This window comes from Acinetobacter sp. ANC 3882 (assembly GCF_022549545.1).
GTDB lineage: Bacteria > Pseudomonadota > Gammaproteobacteria > Pseudomonadales > Moraxellaceae > Acinetobacter.
The window spans coordinates 1-22,375 of sequence record NZ_JAKZGB010000004.1 but is presented as its reverse complement, the minus strand read 5'-3'; the positions used below and the strand labels follow the sequence as shown (position 1 = coordinate 22,375).

The following is a 22,375-nucleotide window of genomic DNA, read 5'->3' as shown; positions in this document are numbered from 1 at the left end:
GCAAATATAAATTCATAAACAAAGATGTATTAGTAGAGATAAAATCATGGCTAAAATTTCATTAGAAAGCTTAACAAATATTGATGGGTTCGTTGCAGCAGCTTTAGTAGACACAGAAAGTGGTTTGGCGCTAGCAACACAAGGTGGGGGCTCAATCGACTTAGAATTGGCAGCTGCGGGTAATACCGAAGTTATTCGTGCAAAACGCCGTGTAGCTAACTCACTGAAACTTAACGATGATATTGAAGATATCCTCATCACGCTTGGTAAGGCATATCACTTAATCCGCCCACTAGAAAGCAATGGCAACCTGTTCCTTTATCTTGTATTAGACCGCACTAAATCTAACCTAGCGATGGCTCGTCACGAATTAAAAACATTTGAAAAAGAGTTAGACTTTGCTTAACTCTCAATTTAAATACATTTAATATATTAGGCTACTTGTATATACTCTTATTTTATTTATTTAAAATAAATTAAGAGTTATATAAGCAGTCTATTATTAGACTAATTCTGTGCAGTCCAATATTTTATAAAACATTAAAGTGATACTATGAATGGACATTGCATTAATATCGCAATTTCAGGTATAAGTTTAAAAGTTTCAGATGAATTAAAAATAGAGCTTAGAAAAACAATACCTCATGAATTTGGCATTAACTGGATCAATATTGCCGATCCAAATATCGACTTATTATTAATAAATGAAAACTTTTTTGATACTGAAGGTATTCAACGCATTTTAGAACAAAAACAACTTCCCTGCTTAAAAGTATCGAAAGGAGAAGGCACCCAACATATAGAAGAACACAATACGCTTTATTTACCTTTTCAGCACACTGATGCATTAAAAAACTGGATTCATATTCGCCTTTTAAGTTATCTCACCCATCAACAAGCACAACAGCCCAAAGTTGAATCCGTTTCGACTCATAATGCAATCAATGAAAAGTATTTAACTGACATGTTGAATCCTGAAAATGCCCGACTGCACCTGTTTGATGATCATGGCACCCTAGCCATCATCGACACCCGCAGCCAGATTGCATGGTTAGAACCCACGCGTATCCATACGCAAACCAACCACAGCTTTAAATATGAGTTCGCAACCACATCGAACTTCACCAAAGTATCGCGTAAGGTTGAATACAATCTCAATGATTGGTTATGGAATCTATTTTGGCATTCACTTGAGTTCCAACGCTTGGCACCAAATGAAAATGAATACTACAAAATCGAATATTGGCCACAGCCAGCGCAAAACACAGAGCGGAAAACCACTCTATTACTTGCCGCTTGCTTTATACAAGGAGCCCAACTGTACCAAGTTGCAACACAATTAAAACTTCCTATTCAAACGGTTCAACAATTTATCGCTGCCTGCATTCTTTCAGACAATGGTGGCATTATCCCTGCTTCAGAAAGTCATTATTTAAAAACAGAAACTACTGAGCAAACAATTGAACAACAAGGCTTTTTAAATAAATTTTTCGGCAAGATTAGACGCCGCTTTGGGCTTTAAGGATTGATATGATTCTCCAACAATACAAAATTGTTTTTGCAGGAAGCATGGGCGCCGGTAAAACGGAAGCAATCAAATCGCTTTCAGAAATTCCCGTACTCGCGACCGAAGCATTCAATACAGATAGTCAGGCTCATAATAAAATGCAAACTACGGTGGGTATTGATTATGGCGAGATTACATTAGATGACGGTGTAAAAGTGGGCTTATATGGCACCCCTGGACAATCACGCTTTGATTTTATCTGGCCGGTCATTTGCCAAGGTGCATTAGGTGTTATTTTACTGGTCGATCACAATAGTAAAGTTCCAATTGAAGAACTTGAAGGCTACTTAGACACCTTTAAAGACTATACCCAGAACATTTCCATTGGCATCACCCATGTCGATGAAAATAAAGGACAACCCACCACCATATATCGTGAGTGGTTGGTTCAAAACGACTACCACTATCCTCTATTTTTTATCGATGCACGTAAACAAGAACATATCTTGCTGATGATTGAATCACTCATTGCAGCATTAGAAGTCAATTTAAAAGCAACAAATTAATTACTTTATAAAGAGAAGAATTATGTTCAGTATTCCCAGTCAGCAACGTACGGCACCCAAAGAGCTGATCCAATTTGCGAAGGCTCAAGCCAACGATATTTTAACCAATATTCGCGGAGTAGATTATATTATGCTCTGCTCTACAGATGGATTTGAACTTGCCTCAATTTACAAGAAGAATCCCTATAACAGCACCAAACTTGCCGCTGTGAGTAGTTCGATCTTGGCGATGGTGACGGCCTTTCTCAATGAAATTCAGCTGACGGGATGCCAGAGTATTACTTTGGATGCAGAGAACGGTAAAGCAATTTTAACTTCAATTCCAGCCCCACATCACCCGATGGTGATGGTGACCTTGAGCAATAAAGATGTCTTATTGGGGCAACTGCTCTATAGCTTAAAACAAACCAGCGGCGCAATTGTTGACGCTGACCAAGCTTAATTTTTCACATCAAAAAATCTGACAGGTCTAAACGGCTTGTCAGATTTTTTTCATTTATTGACGATATACTCAATACACCACTTTTCAATTTTCATTTTTGAATATCAACCTTCGCTCAATTTCACTAATTAATCGCCTTTATCTGCCAAAAAATCTCGATTTAAGTCAGCAATATTAAATAAAATATTGTTTTTAAAAACATCAGATGAATGGTCGTAAATTTAAATGATTTAGCAATATTTTTTCATTATTATAATTTTCGAACAAATAACAATCACAAAATTTTCATAAATGAATAATTTAAACAATATGCGATTGTGTTTGTTCTGACATTATTAAGCACTATGGAGAGATAAAAGATGAAGCTGAAGAGCTTAAAACTAGGTGCAGGGGTCGCGCTATTAATCGGTGGTTTTTCCACCCAACAGACCTTGGCTGATTCCTACGTGTTCGTGACCAACACCACGCCACAAACCGTATCGATACAAGTCAATCAAACTGGGGCAAGCTTACAGCAAGGCAATGAATGGGCGCAGGAAGCGACCCAACTTGCACCATACGAGACCAAACGGGTATTACGTATCAACCGTTATACAGGAATCAAATCAGGTAAAACCTATAACTTTGATACCGTTCTCAGCAGCGGCAACTCACAAGTGACCTTAAAACAAACCATGACTGGTACGTGGTCTGGTAGCAACATTAAGCACGGTATTCAAACGGCGACTACCACATCTCCGTGGTATTCGGACCGTGATGTACATCGTATCAGTACAACTTATGCGGGTTTATCTGCTCAGGCAGCAGTAAAAGCTGAATATACAGGTGGTTATGATGACTTCCACTACACTATTCATCAAAACACGGTACAAGAGCCTGTTTCAGCTAGTGCAGATGAACTCAAAGTCCTGACTTATAATGTTTATGCGCTGCCAATGGTCGCGAGTAAAATCAGCGAACGTTTGGCTGAATTGCCAAATCATCTAAATGGCTATGATGTGATTATGATGCAGGAAGCCTTTGCATCATCGCGTACAGGCATGTTGAATCAACTGGCACAACAATATCCTTATCAAACCCATATTCCTGTCGGTTCTGGCTATAACTTGTTTGATAGCGGTCTAGTGATTGTCAGCCGTTATCCAATCGCGAAAACTGCTCAATTGATATATCCAGATTGTACAGGGACCGATTGCTTCGCCGATAAAGGTGTGCTGTATGCTGAAATCATTAAAAATGGTAAGGCTTATCATGTGACTTCAACGCATACCGCCTCATTTGATACCGATGAAGCACGCGCCCTACGCCAAGTTCAGTTCAAACAAATCCGCCAATTGGTCAATCAACAAAATATTCCAAGTTTTGATGCCGTATTGATGGGTGGCGATTTTAATGTGAATAAATTACTTTGGCCGCAAGACTATCAAGACATGTTAACCAATCTGAATGCCACCGCAGCAACGAGCACAGGCTATACCGCGTCAACCTTTGACCCACGTGTGAATAAATTGGCAGGAGCAGCAGGTTCTGGGGGTTCAACTGTTGAATATCTGGACTATATCGTAGCATCGAATAACCATCGCCAGCCCACTCAGGCGCGTAATGATGTTCGTATCTTGCGTACTACAGCTGATCCACTGTACATGACATGGGATCTCTCAGATCACTTCCCTGTGATGGGACAATTTAATTACAACCCATAAAGCGGAAGGCGGTATGAATAAAAGACTATTGCTAACAATTGTTATTGTTCTCGTGGTCTTGGTTGCGATTGTAGTCTGGAAGAGCACCGCCTCTTCCGCTGCAATCCAGCACACCAAATCCACATCATCTCAAGATTCATCGACACCGATGAGTGATGACAACATGCCTCATAAAAACAAGGATGAAATTTTTCAGGACGCGCTGTTGAAACAACTCAAAAAGTTACAACAACAACCTGGCAATATCACTCAGTTTCTCAATGACTTTAAGGCCAACTGCCCTGTATCTGACTGTAATGCTGCTTTGGCAAAAGCCTTGGCCAATTACCCAGATCAGAAATTCGCACAACTGGTCGCGAACTTATTAAAACGCCTGCCACAATACGAGCAACGTATGCAAAGTACAGTGCTATCAACCGCTTTATCGCCAAAAGAACGGTTTGATGCTTTGTGGAAACTGAGAGAGCAGACGTTAGGACAAGCAGAGACAATGCTTGGTTTTGGGCAAGAACGCCAGTATGCGGATTATCGTTTTGCCTACAATGATTTAGCTCAGAATCAAAAACTCAGTGCTGAACAACGTTTAAAAGCCTTTGAAGAGTTACAAAAACAGTATCCTGCTGAGACTCAACAACAAAGCAAAATCGGGCAATATGAACAAGCCTTAAATTTGATTCAGCAAGGCCAACAAAATGCTGCTGAAACTGAACGTTTAAAGCAGAAATTGCAACAGCAATATTTGACAGAACAGGAACGCCAAGAGGTTCAGCAAAGAGAACGACGTGAAGCTCAGCAACAGCAGCAAGTCGATCAATACCAAAAAGCCTTGCAGCAGTTACAACAAGAGATGGAACCATTAAAAGCACAACTCTCAGAAACAGAATGGCAAAAGCAGTATCAAAGCCATTTAGAGAATTTGCGCTTAAAAATGTTTCCTTGATTTCGCTTCAACCATCTATATAACCAACATAGATGGTTAAGTGCTTGTCTTGCACAATTTTTATGCTATTTATAATGAGTCAACTTACCACTGTTCAATCGATTCTTATTCATGGAAATCAAAGGAATGCATTACCCACAATATCAACAAGATCTAAATACTGCACTCGAATCAGAAATATTGGGCGAACTGATTTTTCTCAATGCCGCTAAATATACGCGTTCAATCGAACAACAACAAAAATGGCAAACCTTGGCTAAACTGGAAACTCAAACACTTCAACGGTTAGAGGATTTCTTAGCGCAACATAGTCACACTGCTTCAATTCGACCACACATTAAGTTGCAAGCCAAAGCATCAGGTATCGCTATGGCAAAGCTTCCTTGGAAAGCTGCCATGCATTTACTCAAACAAGGTACAAAACCTTTTATGGAAACGTTTGAGAGAATGACTCAACATGCCGATGCAACGACTCAAGAATTTCTAAGTTATTTACTGGCTCATGAACAAGCCTTAGCAGAGTTTGCAGCACAGGAATTACAAGGGAACCATCAACATTCCTTAGAAGCTGTATTGAGCTTACTAAAAAGCGAGGCATAAAACCTCGCTTTTTAGTTGCTGTTATAGATGACTAGACCATATTTAGATTTAACAGCAATTGTCGTTTTTTCACCTGCTGCCCAACCTGACCAATCAGTTCCTCGACTACACCATCGACATCGGATTTGATCTGTTGCTGAATCTTCATGGCTTCGAGCACCAATAAGGTTTGTCCTTTCACCACCTGATCGCCAACATTGACCAACAGATTCACGATAGCCCCATCCATTGGTGCTCGGATTTTTCCATCCCCTACAACTTCTGCGGCTTCTGGAGCTGCATAGGTCATATTTTCAATCACCACATTGCCATTGTCCGCATCTAAATACAGCTGATCTTGATCAAACACATACGCGAGCTTACGGCGAACACCTCCACAGCTATAAACAATCTCTCCACCATTGATGCTTATAATTTTGATCGTTGCCTGTTGGTCACATAATTCAACTTTGACCTGCTGCTGATCATTTTGTACATGTAACAATAACTGTTGGTCTGCATATTTCAGTTTCAGCGGAAATGGCATGCCAACACCCGTTTGCCAAGCAACGCGCTGCTGATTTTGTTGAGTGAATAGTGCTGCTGCCACTGCAAGCGTTTCAATCTTTAAGGTTTGTTGATGCAGACTAATATCATCCTGAAAATGCTGCTGAATAAAGGCAGTATTGGTATCTCCAGCAACAATAATCGGATGTCGTAATAAATTGCTCAAGAATTGTTTATTACTATTCACACCCAACAAGACACAATCATCAACGGCACGAGCGAGCAGTCGAATCGCATCCTGACGGGTCTTTCCATAAGCAATGACCTTGGCCACCATCGGATCATAGAACGGACTAATTTCACCTTGTTCTAACATGCCGTGGTCAATACGGACATGCGGCAACATACCATCAGCACCAGCGGGTTGCCAACGAAGCACTTTACCTGTTTGTGGCAAGAAATCCTGCCGCGGATCTTCTGCATATAAACGGACTTCAATCGCATGCCCATTCAGGGTCAGTTCATGTTGCTGCAAAGCTAAAGTTTCACCATTGGCAACACGAAGCTGCCATTCCACCAAATCTAGCCCTGTAATCATTTCCGTGACAGGATGTTCGACCTGCAAACGGGTATTCATTTCCAGAAAATAGAACTCGCCCGATTGATCCAGCAAGAACTCCACTGTACCTGCCCCGACATAATCACAAGCTTTAGCCGCTGCAACAGCTGCCTCACCCATTTTCTGACGCAGTTCAGGCGTCATCACAGGACAAGGAGCTTCCTCTACCACCTTTTGATGACGACGTTGAATTGAACAATCACGCTCAAACAAGTACACATAATTGCCATGCGTATCGCCAAAGATCTGGATCTCGACATGGCGTGGGGCAATCACCGCTTTCTCTAAAATCAGCTCACCTGAGCCAAAGGCATTTTCTGCTTCTGAACGCGCTGTTTTTAAGGCATCCAAGACATCCGAAGCCTGATGGACCAAGCGCATGCCACGTCCACCACCGCCAGCCGATGCCTTAACCATCAAAGGATAACCAATCTTCTCTGCCTGTTCAGCTAGATAATCAATATCCTGCTGATCACCTTCATAACCGGGCACACAAGGTACTCCAGCTTGAATCATGGCAATTTTAGACAGGCGCTTACTGCCCATTAATTCGATCGCAGCCGCTGTTGGTCCAATAAAGGTAATACCATGATCAAGACAAGCCTGAGCAAAATCAGTATTTTCAGACAGGAAACCATAACCGGGATGTACCGCATCCGCACCTGTTTTTTGGCAGGCTTCAATAATATTGGCAATGGATAAATAGGATTCTGAAACTTTAGAAGCACCGATATAAACCGCCTCATCTGCCAACTGGACATGGCGTGCATTGGCATCGGCATCTGAATACACGGCAACCGTTTGATAGCCCATCGCTTTGGCCGTTTGCATGACACGAACAGCGATTTCACCACGGTTTGCCACTAACACTTTTGAAAATTTCATTATTTAATCCCTCAAAGCACCGTATTTATATGGTTTTGACCGATACGGTGCGCAAAGACATACTTTGCTCTTTTACTGCTCAGTCCAGTTTGGCAAACGTTTTTGAATAAAAGCCATCGTTCCTTCTTGTCCTTCTGCGCCACCGACTGCTTGTGCAAATTGTTGTGCAGCATCATCTAAAAGAGAGGTTAAAGGTTCATTGAGCGTTCGATGTAATAAAGCTTTGGTGGCACGGGAAGCCAAAGGTGCAGCACGCTTAATCTGTTGAATGGTCTCAGCAAGCTGCTGTTCCAGTTCAGCGTCATTCTGTGCCAATTGATGAATCACACCTAAATTCAAAGCAGTGTGACCATCAAAACGTAAACCTAATAAAGCCAAACGGCGGGCTTGAGTCAGACCAATCCGCTTTACCACGAAAGGCGCAATTTGCGCGGGTAAGATGCCCAAACCTGTTTCTGGCAGACCAAACTGGGCGCTATCACGACTGATGGCAATATCCGAAACACACGCTAAACCAAAGCCACCACCAAGTACGGCCCCTTCCAGTACAACAACAACGGTTTGGGGTGCTTGATCAACCTGTTCAATCATGGCTCCAAAACGGCGGTTAAAATCGACGTAGGGTTGCAAACTGCCACTATTTGCAGCTTCAATACGTAAGCTCGCCATATCCTTAATGTCACCGCCCGCACAGAAATGCCCGCCCTTACCTCTGAGAACGACAGCTCGAATTGAGGAATCATCGGCAATCTGGCTAAACACCTGTTGAATGGCAGTCACCATATTCAAACTCATGGCATTACGGCTTTCAGGACGATTCAGCCATAAGGTCAAAATGCTGCCCTGTTGCTCTAGTTCAATGCTGTCATCAATATTCAAGTCTGCAAGAGAAGTTGAAAGCACCATCTTTCGTCTCCTAGTTTTTCTGCTTTTTAGGCAGAATATCCATGAGCTTACAGATAATCCCCAACATAATCTCATCTGCACCGCCGCCAATTGAACCTAGACGACCATCACGGAATAGTTGCGACGCAGGGTTATCCCACATAAAGCCATTACCGCCCCAATATTGCAGACAGCTATCCGCCACTTCACGACTTAAACGACCCGCTTTTAACTTTGCCATTGAGGCCATCATCGTGACATTTTCACCTGCAATATGCTGTTCACATGCTTGATAAGTTAAGGCACGCAATGCTTCTACTTCGGTCATCAACTCAGCAAAACGGAAATGTACATACTGATTATGAATCAAAGGCTGACCAAAGGTGGTACGTTCTTTAGCATAATCAATGGTTTGCTGAATGACTTTTTCCATCCCGCCCACCGCATTGGCACAAGCCCACATCCGCTCTTCTTGGAACTGCATCATTTGCATCATAAAGCCCATGCCTTCTGCACCCACAAGGTTGCGTTGCGGTACACGAACATTATCGAAATAGACCTGTGCAGTGGTGGTTGAGCGCATACCTAGTTTATTTAAGGGTTCAGAGAAACTAATCCCTGCCGTTTTTGCTGGCACAATAATCATGGATTTGTTGACGTGTGGTTTGTCATCAGAGGTATTGGCAAGTAAACAGAAGAAATCTGCTTGTAATGAGTTGGTGATCCACATTTTACTGCCGTTAATCACATAGTCGTCGCCATCTTTTTTTGCAGTCGTTTTAATGGCTGCCACATCAGAACCCGCATGCACTTCGGATACTGCAATCGACGCGACATATTCACCACGAATCGCAGGATTTAAAAACTCATCTCGTAGTTCTTTGCTGCCAAAACGTGCCAGTGCAGGCGTTGCCATATCGGTTTGCACGCCAATCGCCAGTGGCACCCCCCCACACGCAGCACGACCTAACTCTTCTGCCACCACGAGATTATAAGAATAGTCGAGCCCTAAACCACCATTTTCTTCAGGCTTGCAAATCCCCAATAAACCTAAATCCCCCATTTTCTTAAACACATCATGAATGGGAAAACGTCCTGCCTCTTCCCATTCTGGAATAAAGGGATTCAATTCATTTTCCACAAACTGGCGTGTGGTACGGCGTAAAGCATCATGTTCTGCGGTAAATTTCATTGTTTTTTCCTTAAATTTAATCTTGTAAATCCCTCCCAGCCTCCCTTTAGAAAAGGGAGGAGTCCCCCCTCTTTTTAAAGAGGGGTTAGGGGAGATTTTTTAAAATCTCGACACACCAAATCGTGTTGGATTTAACTCACGTTGTTGTGCTTCAAAAATGGTTTGTAATAAGAAAATCAGTACTTTTCGGGTATCTCTTGGATCGATAATCCCATCGTCATGGAGCATTGCGGTATTAAATAAAGCCGTCGACTGCTGTTCCAGTTTCATTGCTGTACTTTGTTCCAAGAAATCCAGCATCTGTGGATTGGGTTCCATCCCTGATGCTTTTTGTTTACCCTCAGCCACGATACGCAACACCTTACCTGCTTGTGCCGCGCCCATTACCGCCACATGCGAATTTGGCCATGCAAAGATAAATTGCGGTGACAAACTGCGCCCACACATCGCATAGTTGCCTGCCCCATAAGAACCCGCAACCACGATCGAGATTTTTGGCACCGTCGCATTGGCGACTGCCTGAATGAGTTTAGAGCCATGCTTGATAATACCGTTCTGCTCTGCATCCGTTCCGACCATAAAACCTGTGGTGTTGTGCAAGAATAAAAGTGGACGTTGGGTCTGTTCACACAGATGAATAAATTGCGCTGCTTTAGCTGCCCCTTGTGGTGTGATCGGGCCATTATTGGTAATGATGCCGATATGCAGCCCCCCCATTTTTGCCCAGCCACAGACCGTTAAAGCATCATATTCCTGTTTAAATTCCAGAAAGTCTGAATCATCAATAATCCGTGCAATGATTTCCTTCATATCAAAAGGTTGCTTCGGATCTTGAGGAACAATACCTAACAATTCTTCCGCAGCATAACGTGGTTCCTTATAATTCTGATTCGATTGCGCGGTTTGTTCTTTCCAGTTCAGATGTTCAAAAATCTCACGCGCCAAACGAATACCATCCGCATCATTCTCCGCCAGATATTCCGCCACGCCTGAGACTTGAGTATGCATTTCTGCCCCACCCAGCTCTTCTGCCGTTGCAACCTCACCTGTTGCCGCCAATAATAATGGTGGTCCTGCCAATAACATTTCTGTCTGTTTGCGTACGGCAATCACATAATCAGATAAACCCGGCTGATAAGCCCCACCAGCGGTCGCATTACCATGCACCACCGCGACTTGTGGAATCCCCGCAGCAGACAATCGTGCCTGATTGGCAAAGGTCATACCACCATAGGTAAACACTTCCGCAGCATAGTTCAGGTTAGCCCCACCACTTTCAGTCAAGGTGACCATCGGCAACTTTTGCTCTAATGCAATCTTTTGCAGGCGGAGGGTTTTATGTACCCCCATCGGTGACATGGTGCCACCTTTGATCGCACTATTACTGGCAGAAACCAGCGCACGTACACCACTGACAAAACCAATCCCAGCGATAACGCCACCACCAGCCTCGGAGCCATCTTTATCATCATGCATATTGTAGCCAACCAAGCCACACAGCTCGACAAAAGGTGAATCCGCATCTAATAACAGTCGAATACGCTCATGGGGCAAAATTTTGCCTTTCTTATCAAACTTGGGTTTTGCCGCATAAGATTTATCGATGCTTTTTTGCTGCACCGCACGAACTTCAGCCAGCTGCGTTAATAACGCCTCTCTATTTTGCTCGTATTGCTCACTACCCACTGCAATTTCAGATTGGAGAATACTCATATTTATTCTCCATCTGTTTTGAATATGTCAGGAATAAAAGCACGATGGAAACCATTAAAGGCTTCATTGTTGGTCGCATCTGCCAATGGATACATCCGTGTACCTTGTGAAGCAGCCCCATCGATGCGGAGTGTTACCCCTGAGATAAAAGCAGCGGCATCGGAGAGTAAATAACAAATCGCAGAAGAAATTTCTGACTCTGTACCCATACGTTTTAATGGGACATTGCTCGCCAAACTTGGAATAATCACTTTGGCAAAATCACCACTATAGTTATCCATGCCTGAAGAAATAATCCAACCTGGTGCAACCGCATTGACGCGAACCCCTGATTTACCCCATTCAACTGAAGCTGTTTTAGTCAGGTTATCTACACCTGAACGTGCTGCACCTGAATGGCCCATACCTGGCATACCGCCCCACATATCTGCGGTCATGTTGACAATGCTGCCACCATGCTTTGCCATCCATTGATTATAAGCTTCACGCATCAGATAGAAGGTTGAATGCAGGTTATTACGGACCACCGCATCAAAACCATTGGCAGAAATATTTTCAAGCGCAGAAGGAAATTGTCCACCTGCGTTATTGACTAAACCATCGAGCTTGCCAAATTTTTCAATGACTTCAGCAATCATGCTTTTAACTTGTTCTTCATCACGGTTATCACAGACGATGAAATGAACTTTACCTCTATCTTCTAAAATTTCCTGACTGACCTTTTCTAATTTTTCAACTTTACGTCCCGTGATCACGACTTGCGCACCTAAGGATGCCAATTCATGTGCAGTACAACGGCCAATACCAGAGCCACCGCCTGTCACGATAATCACTTTGTTAGCAAATGCATCTGCCCTGAAAATTGATTGATAACCCATGTTTTATGATCCATGCATATATTATTTTTAACTGATCACACACTACCAAGCAAGTGCTTGGTTTGTAAAGTGCAAAGATGCCTTTATCATCCGAATTTAAATGTCATTTTTTGCTAAAACATTATTTCTAGTGCTAACATACTGTTCAATTTAAGATTTTTAAAAATTTAAAAACTCACAATGAATACAAGTTATTATCAAAGTTCGATAGATTTATTTTTAAACGAAAATAAAAATGCAATTTTTGGACAACTTGCACGCCATCATCAACATGATTTAGAAGATTTACAGAAAAATGCTTGGCTTGAGCAAATTGATTTTCTAAAACAAGAGCTCAAAGATTTATATGGTCATTTATATTTCGAGTTCTCGATCCCTAGAATGGGAAAACGAGTAGATAACATATTAATTATAAATAATTTAATCCTTGTAATGGAGTTCAAAGTAGGCGAAAAAAGTTATTCAAAACATGCTCAAAATCAAACCATCGACTATTGCCTAGATTTACAAAATTTTCATGGAGGAAGTCATAATAAAACAATTGTCCCTATCCTTATTGCGACAAATGCCCCAAGTGCCACCTCTAAGATCGATAGCACTTTAGCTTTAACCAGCTGTATCTTATGCAATAAAGAGAATTTTAAAGCAACGTTGATTCAAATTTTGGACCAAGTAAAGACAAAAGATAGTTTAAATATTCATACTTGGGAAAATAGTATCTATAAGCCGACACCGACTATTATTGAGGCCGCTCAAGCCTTATATAGGGGCCATAGCGTTAAAGAAATTTCAAGAAGTGATGCAGGTGCAATTAACCTATCAAACACCTCGAATTTAATAAATGAAATTATCGAAAACTCTAAAACTCAGCATAAAAAATCAATCTGCTTTTTAACAGGGGTTCCTGGCGCTGGAAAAACGCTTGCGGGTCTAAACATCGCGAATGAACGACTAAAAGCAGATGAATCTGAACATTCGGTATTTTTATCAGGTAATGGCCCGTTGGTAGATGTATTAAGAGAAGCGCTCTCTAGAGACTCTGTACAATCTGCTAAAAAAAGTGGCCAGAAAATTTTACGCACAGAAGCTGAAAGGAAAGCAAAAGCTTTTATCCAAAACATTCATCATTTTAGAGATGACAATTTAAGAACGCCCCATGCCCCTATTGAAAAAGTTGTTGTTTTCGATGAAGCACAAAGAGCTTGGCAGAAGGACCAGGTCTCTAAGTTCATGCAACAGAAAAAGGGAATCCAAAACTTTGACATGTCTGAACCAGAATATCTAATTAGTGTGATGGATCGACATGAAGATTGGTGTGCAATTATATGCTTAATCGGTGGTGGACAAGAAATTAATACAGGTGAAGCAGGCGTTTCAGAATGGATTGAGTCGCTAAAAACAAAATACCAATCTTGGGATATTTATTATTCAGATAAGATTTTGGCAGAACCTAACACCTATCTGAATGATTTAAATTTATCAAATTGGCTAAAACAACATGGACATCAAAGAACTGATCTTCATTTATCCACCTCTGTCCGCTCATTTCGAAGTGAAAAAGTTGCATCCTTGATCCAATCCATTTTAGACAATGAAAATGATCAAGCTGCTCAGATTTATCAAGAAATTAAACACAATTATCCCATTAAAATCACTAGGGACTTAGCCAAGGCAAAAATCTGGTTAAGAAATCAAGCTAGAGGTACTGAAAGAATTGGCTTGATTGCAAGTTCAGGTGCTAAACGACTAAAAGCAGAAGGAATCTATGTTAAGAATGATATATCTCCAACTGATTGGTTTTTAAACACTCAAGAGGATACACGCTCGTCTTATTACTTAGAGGATATCGCGACTGAGTTTGATATCCAAGGACTTGAAATCGACTATACCTGTGTAAGCTGGGATATAAATCTCTATTACGAGAATGGTTGGCAATTTCAAAGTTTTAAAGGTTCTAAGTGGCAAAATATTAAGAAAGATGCTACCAAAAGTTATCTTCTTAATGCTTATAGAGTGTTACTGACTCGAGCCCGACAAGGTATGGTTATTTTTATTCCGGCAGTAGATGGTACGGATCCAACAAGACCCCAAAAATACTATGACTCAATCTATAACTATCTCGTCTCTTGCGGACTAGATAAAATATAAAAAAGACATGAGACTTTCGCTTGCTCGATTCTATTACAAGCGAAAAATCTCGTATTAGTAAAGTACAGCTTAAACTATCAGTTTTCTAGGCACTTTCACCGGCATATCCAATAATTGCTGTGCAAAGGCTTTACCCTGTGGATCGATTCGCAAGCTGGCAATCCCACCACCACCCAAAGCATTTTCCAACATGAAATTCAGCGCATTCATCTCTGGCAATTCATAACGGATCACCTTGGATTTGTCTGGGTCTAAAACATGCTGCATATACGCGGCAACATTGGTTTCAGTCAGTGCCGCACGAATCCAAGGTAAATATTCCGCTTGGCGTGCAATCACCCCGATATTGCTATGATTGCCCTTATCACCACTGCGCGCATGTGCCACCTCAATCAAAGGCACTTCAACTTCATCACCTTGATAGGTGGCCACTTCACCGACGGGATGTAGTTCGACAGCTGGTGCCTTTTGCCCCGTAGGAATCTGTACGGGGTAACGCTGTCCTGCAAAATCGACTTCTACCTTTAATTGATCTTTATCAATCAAAAATGAAAATAATTTCACCACTGCCGATGCTTTAGGACGGCCTCCGACAATTCCTGCCAATGCAGGTGCCATGCCTGTTGAAGCTTGGGCAATTTCAGAAGCAAAGAACATACAAGCTTCTTTGAACAAATGCTTGACCGCTATTTTAACCACTACTTCACGGCTGTCTTTGATTCGGGCATGTGTACCATAAGTACTTTCAACCCCGAGAATCTCAACAGACTTTTCACTAAACGGTGGGACTGAACGCAATGCCAAAACGCGTTCACATTTGTTGATAATGGCATCCGCAATCATTTGTGCTTTTTCTGGTGCTTCACGACCAGCGATTAAGAAACTGACTAAAACTCGGTAGCCATCGGCATAGGTTGCACTGACTTTATATTGCTGGGTGGGTGCACGCCCTGTTGCACCTGTCACCTTGACTCGATGTTCACCCACCTGTTCTAAACGGACCTGACTAAAATCAGCAGCCACATCAGGTAAAAGATAGGCTTGCGGATTGCCAATTTCGTAAACGATCTGCTCTGCCACAGTCGCAGTCGAAACTAATCCCCCCGTCCCTTTCGGCTTGGTCACGATAAATGAAGCATCGTCACTCACTTCCACGATAGGAAAGCCCATATTGTCAAAGCCTTGAACTAGCCGCCAATCAGTAAAATTTCCACCTGTACATTGCGCACCGCATTCAATGACATGCCCTGCCAATGCGCCTTGCGCCAGCTTGTCATAATCCTCAAGTGACCATTTATACTCATGCAACAGTGGTGCAAGCACAACGGCTGAATCGACTACACGACCTGTAATCACGATATCTGCACCCAAATCGAGCGCATCGCGAATCGCAACAGCGCCTAAATAGGCATTACTACTGGCAACATGTGCAGGCAAGGCATCGCCATTAAACATTTCCTGAATATTTTGGGTGAGTAATTCAGCATGCTTTGCTAGTACATCATCACCCAGTACCACTGCGACTTTTAAATTTAAGCCCTTTTCATCAATCATTTTTTGTAATGCATCACGGCATGCCAGCGGATTTACCCCACCCGCATTACTAATTACTTTAATTTTTTTCTCAGCAATTTTATTGATCAGTGGTGTCATGACTCGACTGACAAAATCCAAAGCATAACCATGACTTGGATCTATCATCATCGCCTTGGCCATAATCGACATGGTGATTTCTGACAGATAATCAAAGACCAGATAATCAATATCACTTAGGTGTACCAACTGAAAAGCAGCGGTATTGGTATCGCCCCAGAACCCTGATGCACACCCGATTTTGACTACCCTCTGGTCATCCTGTTTGACACTTGTCATACGCTTTCTCATTGTTATTGCTAAAAACGCCTTAACACTACCAAGCAAGTGCTTGGTTTGTAAAGTGCATAATGCTATGATGTATTGGCAAAAATGGTCAAATTAAAGCAAATGCTTGTTATAAAAAGATAAGACAATGCATCAAATGAATTTTGTTACAATGTACCTCAGCTTAAATAGGATAGACGGATAGGCATGATCGCAACTTCAATTGAACAAATCCCCAAAATTGTTTGTTTTGATGACAGTCCACGTGGGCGTTTATTGCAAGGTGCAGCCTATCTCTTTTATAAGCAGGGTTATGATAAAACCACGGTTCGTCAACTCGGTGAGTTTATTGGAATTCAATCTGGCAGCCTGTTTCATCATTTTAAAAGTAAAGATGAGATTCTTGCGACAGTGATGGAACAAACCATCATTTATAACTTTGCCCGCTTAAAAGAAGCAGCTGAACGTTCAACTGATCCTGAACAGCAATTACGTCATTTGATCAAAGCTGAATTACTCTCCATTGCTGGTGATACAGGTGCGGCTATGGCCGTACTGGTACATGAATGGTTTGCGCTATCAAAAGAAAAACAAGACTATCTTTTGAAGATGCGTAATGAATATGAGCAAGTTTGGCTGGATGTGATTGAAAAATTACGGGCTCAAGGCAAGGTGAAACATGATGCTTTTATCTGGCGTCGTTTACTTGGTGGTTCGATTTCTTGGACGGTGACTTGGTATCGACCAGAAGGCAAAGTCAAAATTGATGAATTGACTGAAATGGTTTGGGAAATGACGGTGAAATGAGTCCAGTCTATTTGCGTAAGCCTCAACTCAGTGATTTAGCTGAAATCAAACATGCCTACTCAAATAGTATTCATCTACATCAACCGTGGACCTATCCGCCGACTGATTTTGAACACTACCTCGCTCAAGAACACCGTTATTTTGTCTGTTTAACAGAAAATCATGCCATTGTTGGCACCTTTAATATATCGAATATTGTTCGTGGTTACTTCCATTCTGCCTATTTAGGCTATGAAGCCTTTTATCCTTATGCAGGACATGGCTATATGCGACATGGACTACAACTGGTTTTAGAAAAAGCATTTCAAACACTGAATCTACATCGACTAGAAGCTAATATTCAACCAGACAACCTGACCTCTATTCGCCTTGTATCAAATGCAGGTTTTGTGAAAGAAGGCTTTTCTCGCAAGTACCTACGAGTCGGTGGAAAAGAATGGAAAGATCATGAACGTTGGGCAATTTTAAATTCGGATTGGACAGATAAGAAATATCTGGCGTTCTAAAAATTAAGCTTCTAAATTATGCTCATGGTACTTTTATTTCTATTACTAGAAATAATAAATATAGTTTATTAAGTGAGAAGATGAGCATCTTATGGGAATACAATACGTACTCGTTAATGAGACTAAAAAAGAAATCATCTCGTTTATTCATTTGAATGGCAATAAGAAAAAAGAATTAGCAGGTAACGTAGCCCAATCAGCTATTGTCACGTGGTATTTATTAAATAACCAAGGAGATCTTATTCAATTTGTATCAGATACGGAATTAGATTGGCCATTTGAATCTGGAGACAGACAGACACTCTGGTCTTATCCTGATAAGACATCCGAGCTTATTAAAGAGCTTATTGAGCTCAATATATTGAAAGATAATGGTTATCTTTATCAAGATGAGGATGAACCTGATAAAGTGTATATTCGGAATATTGGCAATGCATGGCTAGAGTAAGAAGAAGGAGGAATTTATAATCATGCACACGAATTATATTCAACTTACACAGTCTAAGAACTTTAAAATTATTCACCTTCATGAAAGTGTTTATATTGCACCGTTAGAGTCTACTTGTATAAAAGACTACATTGAAATAGGTGATTTTTATGGTAATCCAGAAGTGGCGATCATTGATCATCATGAGAAATGGTGTGCAATTGGAGGGTGTGGACTGATTGTTTACCTTATCAAAGAACCATTTACTCCTTATCAATACGACCAGCCGACCTCTCAGTATTTTGAATTACATCGAAATCCACCCTCTATCTGGTGGATTGATGCCATTCAACAAGTTTCTCCTTCTAAAATATTAATCACCTTAGAAAATACAGAAACTCGAATTATTGATATTTTCACTAAAGAGATCAGCTCTTAGATTGTTCGATAAAGCATGCAAACGTTAACTAATAACCCAATTGTTTACTAATTAAATCTTTCATAATTTCTTCTGCGCCACCACCAATCATATTCACCTTCACTTCACGATAAATACGTTCGGATTTAGTACCGCGCATAAAGCCCATTCCACCTAGCGTCTGTACCGCAGCATCTGCACAGAATTGCATGGTTTGAGTAGCAACATTCTTAAGCATACAAATCTGGGCAATCAGTTCACTGCCTTGCAATTCAGGCTTACCCAAGCGATAAGCAGTATCCTCCAATAAAGCACGCGTTGCAGTCAATCGAGTTGCCATATCCACCAACTTATGACGCATCACCTGATGATCGACCAAACGCTTACCAAAGGTTTGGCGTTGCTGTGCCCAATCCAATGCTTCTTCATAGCAAGTCAAAGCAAAGCCATAACTACTGGCAGCAAGGAAAAAACGCTCCATATTGAAGTTATTCATAATCACCAGAAAGCCCATATTTTCAGGACCTAATAAATGGCTAGCAGGCACTTTGACATTGTCAAAATGTAAATGTGCCGTATCTGACGCCCACCAGCCCATTTTGTCTAGTTTGGTTTTGCTGATCCCCTCACTATGCGCATCAATCAACAGCATGGATATACCATTTGCACCTTTGGCATTTGGATCAGTACGAACTGCAACCGAGTAATAATCCGCTCGTATCCCTGAAGTGATAAAGGTCTTTTCTCCACTCACCAGAAAATAATCACCTTCACGCACTGCCTTGGTTTTAAGAGCAGCGACATCTGAACCACCGCCAGGCTCAGTAATCGCCAATGCTGAGATCTTGTCACCCGATAAAATCTGCGGAAGTACCTGAGCTTTGACCTCTTCATTGGCAAAATGCTGGATGGGTGGCGCGCCAATTGTATGTGACAGTAAAGAAGCAGCTAAACCACCCGATGCACATTTCGCCAGCTCAATAGAGGCTAACAGGGTATAAAATGCATCTGTTCCTGCAATGCCACCATATTGCTCTTCAAACCCTAATCCTAACAAACCAATGTCTGCAGCTTTTTTATAGAGTTCTCTCGGAAAGGTTTCACTTTCATCCCATTCATTGATAAAAGGTGAAATCTCTTTTTCTACAAAGCGTCGGATACTCTTGGAAAACTCAAGATGCTGCTCGTTATAGTACAAAGGATTAAGGTGCATATTCTGCTTCCTAGCAATTATTGATCATTGTTTATTGAATGAGCACTAAAGTAGCAAAACCAGAAAAACCAAGCAAGCGCTTGGCAAAATTAAAAGTTAAAAAATACTTAGAAATGCCAGTGAAGACGAGAAACTATATTTTTAATCGGCCACGAAATCCACGGGTCGCATAATAAGATTGGGCTCCATTATGATAAGTAAAGACTCGGCCATAACGGCTATCACAAAAAATTGCACCACCCAATTTACGCACATCCTCAGATGTTTTGACCCAACTTGAAGTTTTTAAATCGAAATGCTCAACTGACTGTAACTGCCTATATTGTTCTTCTGTTAACAGTTCAATTCCGATAACCTCAGCAAGCTCAACTGCATTGTTTTCAGGTTTATGTTCTTTGCGCGCCTCTAAAGCCGCACGATCATAACACAGGCTTCTACGACCTTTTGGTGTTTCCATAGCACAATCATAAAACACAATTTCAGATGCTGTCAGATCAAACGAGACCACATCTGGTTCTCCACCCGTATCTTCCATTTGATTAAGAGACCATAATTTTTCTGGTTGCTGTTGTAATTGATCTTCGATATCAGACCAATTCAAGTCTTTGTGACGATGCATATTTTTTTCAAAACGCTTTTTCAAGATTTCTAGTAACACTGTAGCTTGTTCAGGCTCTAACTTTTTACTCTTGGTCATTTTTATACTCTAGATTTTATGATTACACTGAACGGCCATCAAAATGGTTGATCTTGATGCTTTCCAAATCAAGATCTTCAATACACCTTATATTAATGGCATACATCTGCTTGCCTTTTGGATCAACTCCAGTTGCATAAGGATGAATACCACAGGTATTACAGAAATGATGGTCGATCACATGTTTATTAAATTGATAGCTCGCTAACGCGTTCTCTTCAACGGAGATGTCGACTTGATCCGTAGGCAAGAACCACAATAAAGAACCCTTTCTCTGACAAATCGAACAGTTACATGACAGAGCCTCGGTTAATTCCCCTTGCGCCACAAAGGAGATTTTTCCACAGTGACAACTTCCCTTATATTCCATTTTGTTTTCCTTTCTTATCTTTTTCTTCTCTATTAAACAAAGCTGTTTAACTTCTGTCCAGTTAGTTTGGTTACTTGTTTAGCGATAAGGAAATGTAAGTTGATACCGCCATTGATATTCCAATCGAGCTAAAGTGCCAACAAAAATAGCTTCTCCACCAATATGAATCATGGCAAAGATCGTCATTTCATCCCAAAACATGCCCAACATGATTAAGCAAGCCATAACCCAAATGGCATTCGCAATCACCAAGATGTTGATGAGGAACAGTGAGCGTTTTTTATAATTGGCTAATGTAAATGAATAACATGCATATAATAGGTTAATACAACCAATGAAAATGACGACATACCTAGGTAAATGATACAACTGGCTGAACCACTCACTCGCAAACAAGACGATGAGGCCTGCGAATCCAGCTGCGCAGCAATCTACCCACAAAATATTCTTTGCAATATTCATGCTTGAATGCTCTTCTGCTTTAGTTTTTAGAACAAGCCAACCATTTGTTTTTATTTACTAACTTTTTATTTCTAAGAGAAATACTAACACCAAAAATGATCACAGTGCTGACACTTAGTTCCATGTTTATAAGAAAATAAAGGGAATCCAAGCAATAAAAAAACCAAATATGCAGGCCTTTTTCCTTCCGTATAGGGCTTTATATCTGTACTTCCACACTTGGGACAGCACTCGCTTGAACCGAACTTTTGTTCTAATTCTTGGCTAAAATCTTGTCCGAGAATCATTTTTGCTTCCTCTACATAGCTTTCTGGAACCAATAACCGAACACCACCTAATGCATTGGAATAAAGCCAATCCATATTAATAGTATGTTCATTCTCAATACGTGCTGGAATCTCAGATGCTTCTAATTGAGTTTTGGCAATATGAGCCTCGTAGGGAAAAGAATACGTTTCAGCGACAAGCCATTGCATAAGAATAACTAATAGGGATAAAACTGAATTCTAATCTCAACTCATTTAAGTGTATATTGCAAAAATATATTCATATGCTGCACTCAGCAATACCTTGTTATGTATTTTCGCTGTGAAATTTTTCCCATGCTATGGATTCTATATTGCCAGTCAGTTCATTTGATTGCTCATCAAATAGCTTATACATGATTTGATGCTGACCAATTGATGCACTACCCTAAAGACCTAGTAAGACGGTATATAGTGCATCGGTTAAAGCCTCCGAAACAATTTTTTCAGTTAAATTAATTTGTTCATTATTCATTCCAGATTTGTCTAATAAATCAATTCGTGATGTGTCGGAATCAATAGTAAAGTAGTTCCGAACTAGCTCATCCCTTAAGTCTTTAAATTCCTGTACGAATTCTTCTGAGGCAATAGAAACATTATTATTAATCATTTTCATCTATGCAATAAAAAACACCCCTCAACGTTAGTTGAGGGGTGTTAGTATTTAAAAGCTGGCGATGACTTACTCTCACATGGCAAGTGCCACACTACCATCAGCGCTAAGAGGTTTCACTTCTGAGTTCGGG

General features: G+C 41.0%; 23 protein-coding genes and 1 pseudogene. 12 read left to right on the top strand and 12 right to left on the bottom strand.

The features are described from left to right. Nucleotides 1-46: 46 nt before the first annotated feature. From MMO42_RS09370 to MMO42_RS09340, 7 genes are all read left to right on the top strand, one after another. Nucleotides 47-406 (top strand): hypothetical protein, encoded by a 360-nt coding sequence (locus MMO42_RS09370; RefSeq protein ID WP_005296886.1) that lies wholly within the window; start codon nt 47-49, stop codon nt 404-406. Nucleotides 407-553: 147 nt separating this feature from the next. Next, on the top strand, nt 554-1,522 hold the full coding sequence (locus MMO42_RS09365; protein ID WP_005296888.1) for a hypothetical protein: 969 nt from the start codon (nt 554-556) through the stop codon (nt 1,520-1,522). 8 nt (nt 1,523-1,530) lie between these two features. Further along, nucleotides 1,531-2,073: an ATP/GTP-binding protein gene (locus tag MMO42_RS09360; RefSeq protein ID WP_241320327.1), complete on the top strand. Its 543-nt coding sequence runs from the start codon at nt 1,531-1,533 to the stop codon at nt 2,071-2,073. 22 nt (nt 2,074-2,095) lie between these two features. Then, the gene (locus MMO42_RS09355; RefSeq protein WP_101235518.1) at nt 2,096-2,515 is read left to right on the top strand and encodes a roadblock/LC7 domain-containing protein; all 420 of its coding nucleotides are present in this window, start codon (nt 2,096-2,098) and stop codon (nt 2,513-2,515) included. Between the two features lie 359 nt (nt 2,516-2,874). Next, the gene (locus tag MMO42_RS09350; protein WP_241320326.1) at nt 2,875-4,218 is read left to right on the top strand and encodes a sphingomyelin phosphodiesterase; all 1,344 of its coding nucleotides are present in this window, start codon (nt 2,875-2,877) and stop codon (nt 4,216-4,218) included. 13 nt (nt 4,219-4,231) lie between these two features. Next, nucleotides 4,232-5,158, top strand: coding sequence for a lipase secretion chaperone (locus tag MMO42_RS09345; protein ID WP_241320325.1), 927 nt, complete (start codon nt 4,232-4,234; stop codon nt 5,156-5,158). Nucleotides 5,159-5,284: 126 nt separating this feature from the next. Then, the gene (locus MMO42_RS09340) at nt 5,285-5,758 is read left to right on the top strand and encodes a hypothetical protein (protein WP_241320324.1); all 474 of its coding nucleotides are present in this window, start codon (nt 5,285-5,287) and stop codon (nt 5,756-5,758) included. A gap of 31 nt (nt 5,759-5,789) precedes the next feature. Here the strand turns inward: MMO42_RS09340 and MMO42_RS09335 are convergent, their stop codons facing one another. The 5 genes from MMO42_RS09335 to MMO42_RS09315 all read right to left on the bottom strand — a co-directional run bounded on the left by MMO42_RS09335 (nt 5,790) and on the right by MMO42_RS09315 (nt 12,416). Then, nucleotides 5,790-7,748, bottom strand: a complete 1,959-nt coding sequence (locus MMO42_RS09335) for an acetyl/propionyl/methylcrotonyl-CoA carboxylase subunit alpha (RefSeq protein ID WP_241320323.1) — start codon at nt 7,746-7,748, stop codon at nt 5,790-5,792. A 72-nt stretch (nt 7,749-7,820) separates the two neighbouring features. Then, the gene (locus MMO42_RS09330; protein WP_241320322.1) at nt 7,821-8,654 is read right to left on the bottom strand and encodes an enoyl-CoA hydratase-related protein; all 834 of its coding nucleotides are present in this window, start codon (nt 8,652-8,654) and stop codon (nt 7,821-7,823) included. A 10-nt stretch (nt 8,655-8,664) separates the two neighbouring features. Further along, nucleotides 8,665-9,825, bottom strand: a complete 1,161-nt coding sequence (locus tag MMO42_RS09325; protein ID WP_171551105.1) for an acyl-CoA dehydrogenase family protein — start codon at nt 9,823-9,825, stop codon at nt 8,665-8,667. 99 nt (nt 9,826-9,924) lie between these two features. Further along, complete coding sequence (locus MMO42_RS09320; protein WP_241320321.1) at nt 9,925-11,538, bottom strand: carboxyl transferase domain-containing protein; 1,614 nt, start codon at nt 11,536-11,538, stop codon at nt 9,925-9,927. Nucleotides 11,539-11,540: 2 nt separating this feature from the next. Next, nucleotides 11,541-12,416, bottom strand: coding sequence for an SDR family oxidoreductase (locus MMO42_RS09315; protein ID WP_241320320.1), 876 nt, complete (start codon nt 12,414-12,416; stop codon nt 11,541-11,543). 180 nt (nt 12,417-12,596) lie between these two features. Here MMO42_RS09315 and MMO42_RS09310 point away from each other — a divergent pair, with 180 nt between their 5' ends. Beyond that, a complete protein-coding gene (locus MMO42_RS09310; RefSeq protein WP_241320319.1) occupies nt 12,597-14,564 on the top strand; it encodes a DUF2075 domain-containing protein in 1,968 nt (655 codons plus the stop codon). A gap of 69 nt (nt 14,565-14,633) precedes the next feature. Here the strand turns inward: MMO42_RS09310 and MMO42_RS09305 are convergent, their stop codons facing one another. Next, the gene (locus MMO42_RS09305) at nt 14,634-16,436 is read right to left on the bottom strand and encodes an acyclic terpene utilization AtuA family protein (protein WP_241320318.1); all 1,803 of its coding nucleotides are present in this window, start codon (nt 16,434-16,436) and stop codon (nt 14,634-14,636) included. A 195-nt stretch (nt 16,437-16,631) separates the two neighbouring features. Between MMO42_RS09305 and MMO42_RS09300 the strand changes: the two genes are divergently transcribed. The 4 genes from MMO42_RS09300 to MMO42_RS09285 all read left to right on the top strand — a co-directional run bounded on the left by MMO42_RS09300 (nt 16,632) and on the right by MMO42_RS09285 (nt 18,603). After that, nucleotides 16,632-17,231: a TetR/AcrR family transcriptional regulator gene (locus MMO42_RS09300; RefSeq protein WP_241320317.1), complete on the top strand. Its 600-nt coding sequence runs from the start codon at nt 16,632-16,634 to the stop codon at nt 17,229-17,231. Continuing rightward, a complete protein-coding gene (locus MMO42_RS09295; RefSeq protein WP_241320314.1) occupies nt 17,228-17,737 on the top strand; it encodes a GNAT family protein in 510 nt (169 codons plus the stop codon). The genes MMO42_RS09300 and MMO42_RS09295 overlap by 4 nt, the downstream gene beginning before the upstream one ends. Nucleotides 17,738-17,828: 91 nt before the next feature. Next, nucleotides 17,829-18,185, top strand: coding sequence for a hypothetical protein (locus MMO42_RS09290; protein ID WP_241320312.1), 357 nt, complete (start codon nt 17,829-17,831; stop codon nt 18,183-18,185). A 22-nt stretch (nt 18,186-18,207) separates the two neighbouring features. Further along, nucleotides 18,208-18,603, top strand: coding sequence for a hypothetical protein (locus MMO42_RS09285; RefSeq protein WP_241320310.1), 396 nt, complete (start codon nt 18,208-18,210; stop codon nt 18,601-18,603). A gap of 28 nt (nt 18,604-18,631) precedes the next feature. Here MMO42_RS09285 and MMO42_RS09280 read toward each other — a convergent pair whose 3' ends face one another. The 6 genes and pseudogenes from MMO42_RS09280 to MMO42_RS09255 all read right to left on the bottom strand — a co-directional run bounded on the left by MMO42_RS09280 (nt 18,632) and on the right by MMO42_RS09255 (nt 22,239). Continuing rightward, nucleotides 18,632-19,795: an acyl-CoA dehydrogenase family protein gene (locus tag MMO42_RS09280; RefSeq protein ID WP_241320308.1), complete on the bottom strand. Its 1,164-nt coding sequence runs from the start codon at nt 19,793-19,795 to the stop codon at nt 18,632-18,634. A 133-nt stretch (nt 19,796-19,928) separates the two neighbouring features. Further along, nucleotides 19,929-20,492, bottom strand: a complete 564-nt coding sequence (locus MMO42_RS09275; protein ID WP_241320306.1) for a DUF4256 domain-containing protein — start codon at nt 20,490-20,492, stop codon at nt 19,929-19,931. A gap of 22 nt (nt 20,493-20,514) precedes the next feature. After that, nucleotides 20,515-20,862, bottom strand: coding sequence for a GFA family protein (locus tag MMO42_RS09270; protein ID WP_241320305.1), 348 nt, complete (start codon nt 20,860-20,862; stop codon nt 20,515-20,517). A 78-nt stretch (nt 20,863-20,940) separates the two neighbouring features. Next, a complete protein-coding gene (locus MMO42_RS09265; RefSeq protein WP_241320303.1) occupies nt 20,941-21,324 on the bottom strand; it encodes a hypothetical protein in 384 nt (127 codons plus the stop codon). A gap of 83 nt (nt 21,325-21,407) precedes the next feature. Beyond that, nucleotides 21,408-21,800 (bottom strand): DUF2007 domain-containing protein, encoded by a 393-nt coding sequence (locus MMO42_RS09260; RefSeq protein WP_241320301.1) that lies wholly within the window; start codon nt 21,798-21,800, stop codon nt 21,408-21,410. Between the two features lie 97 nt (nt 21,801-21,897). Further along, nucleotides 21,898-22,239 (bottom strand): annotated as a pseudogene (locus MMO42_RS09255) (hypothetical protein). Nucleotides 22,240-22,375 lie beyond the last annotated feature (136 nt).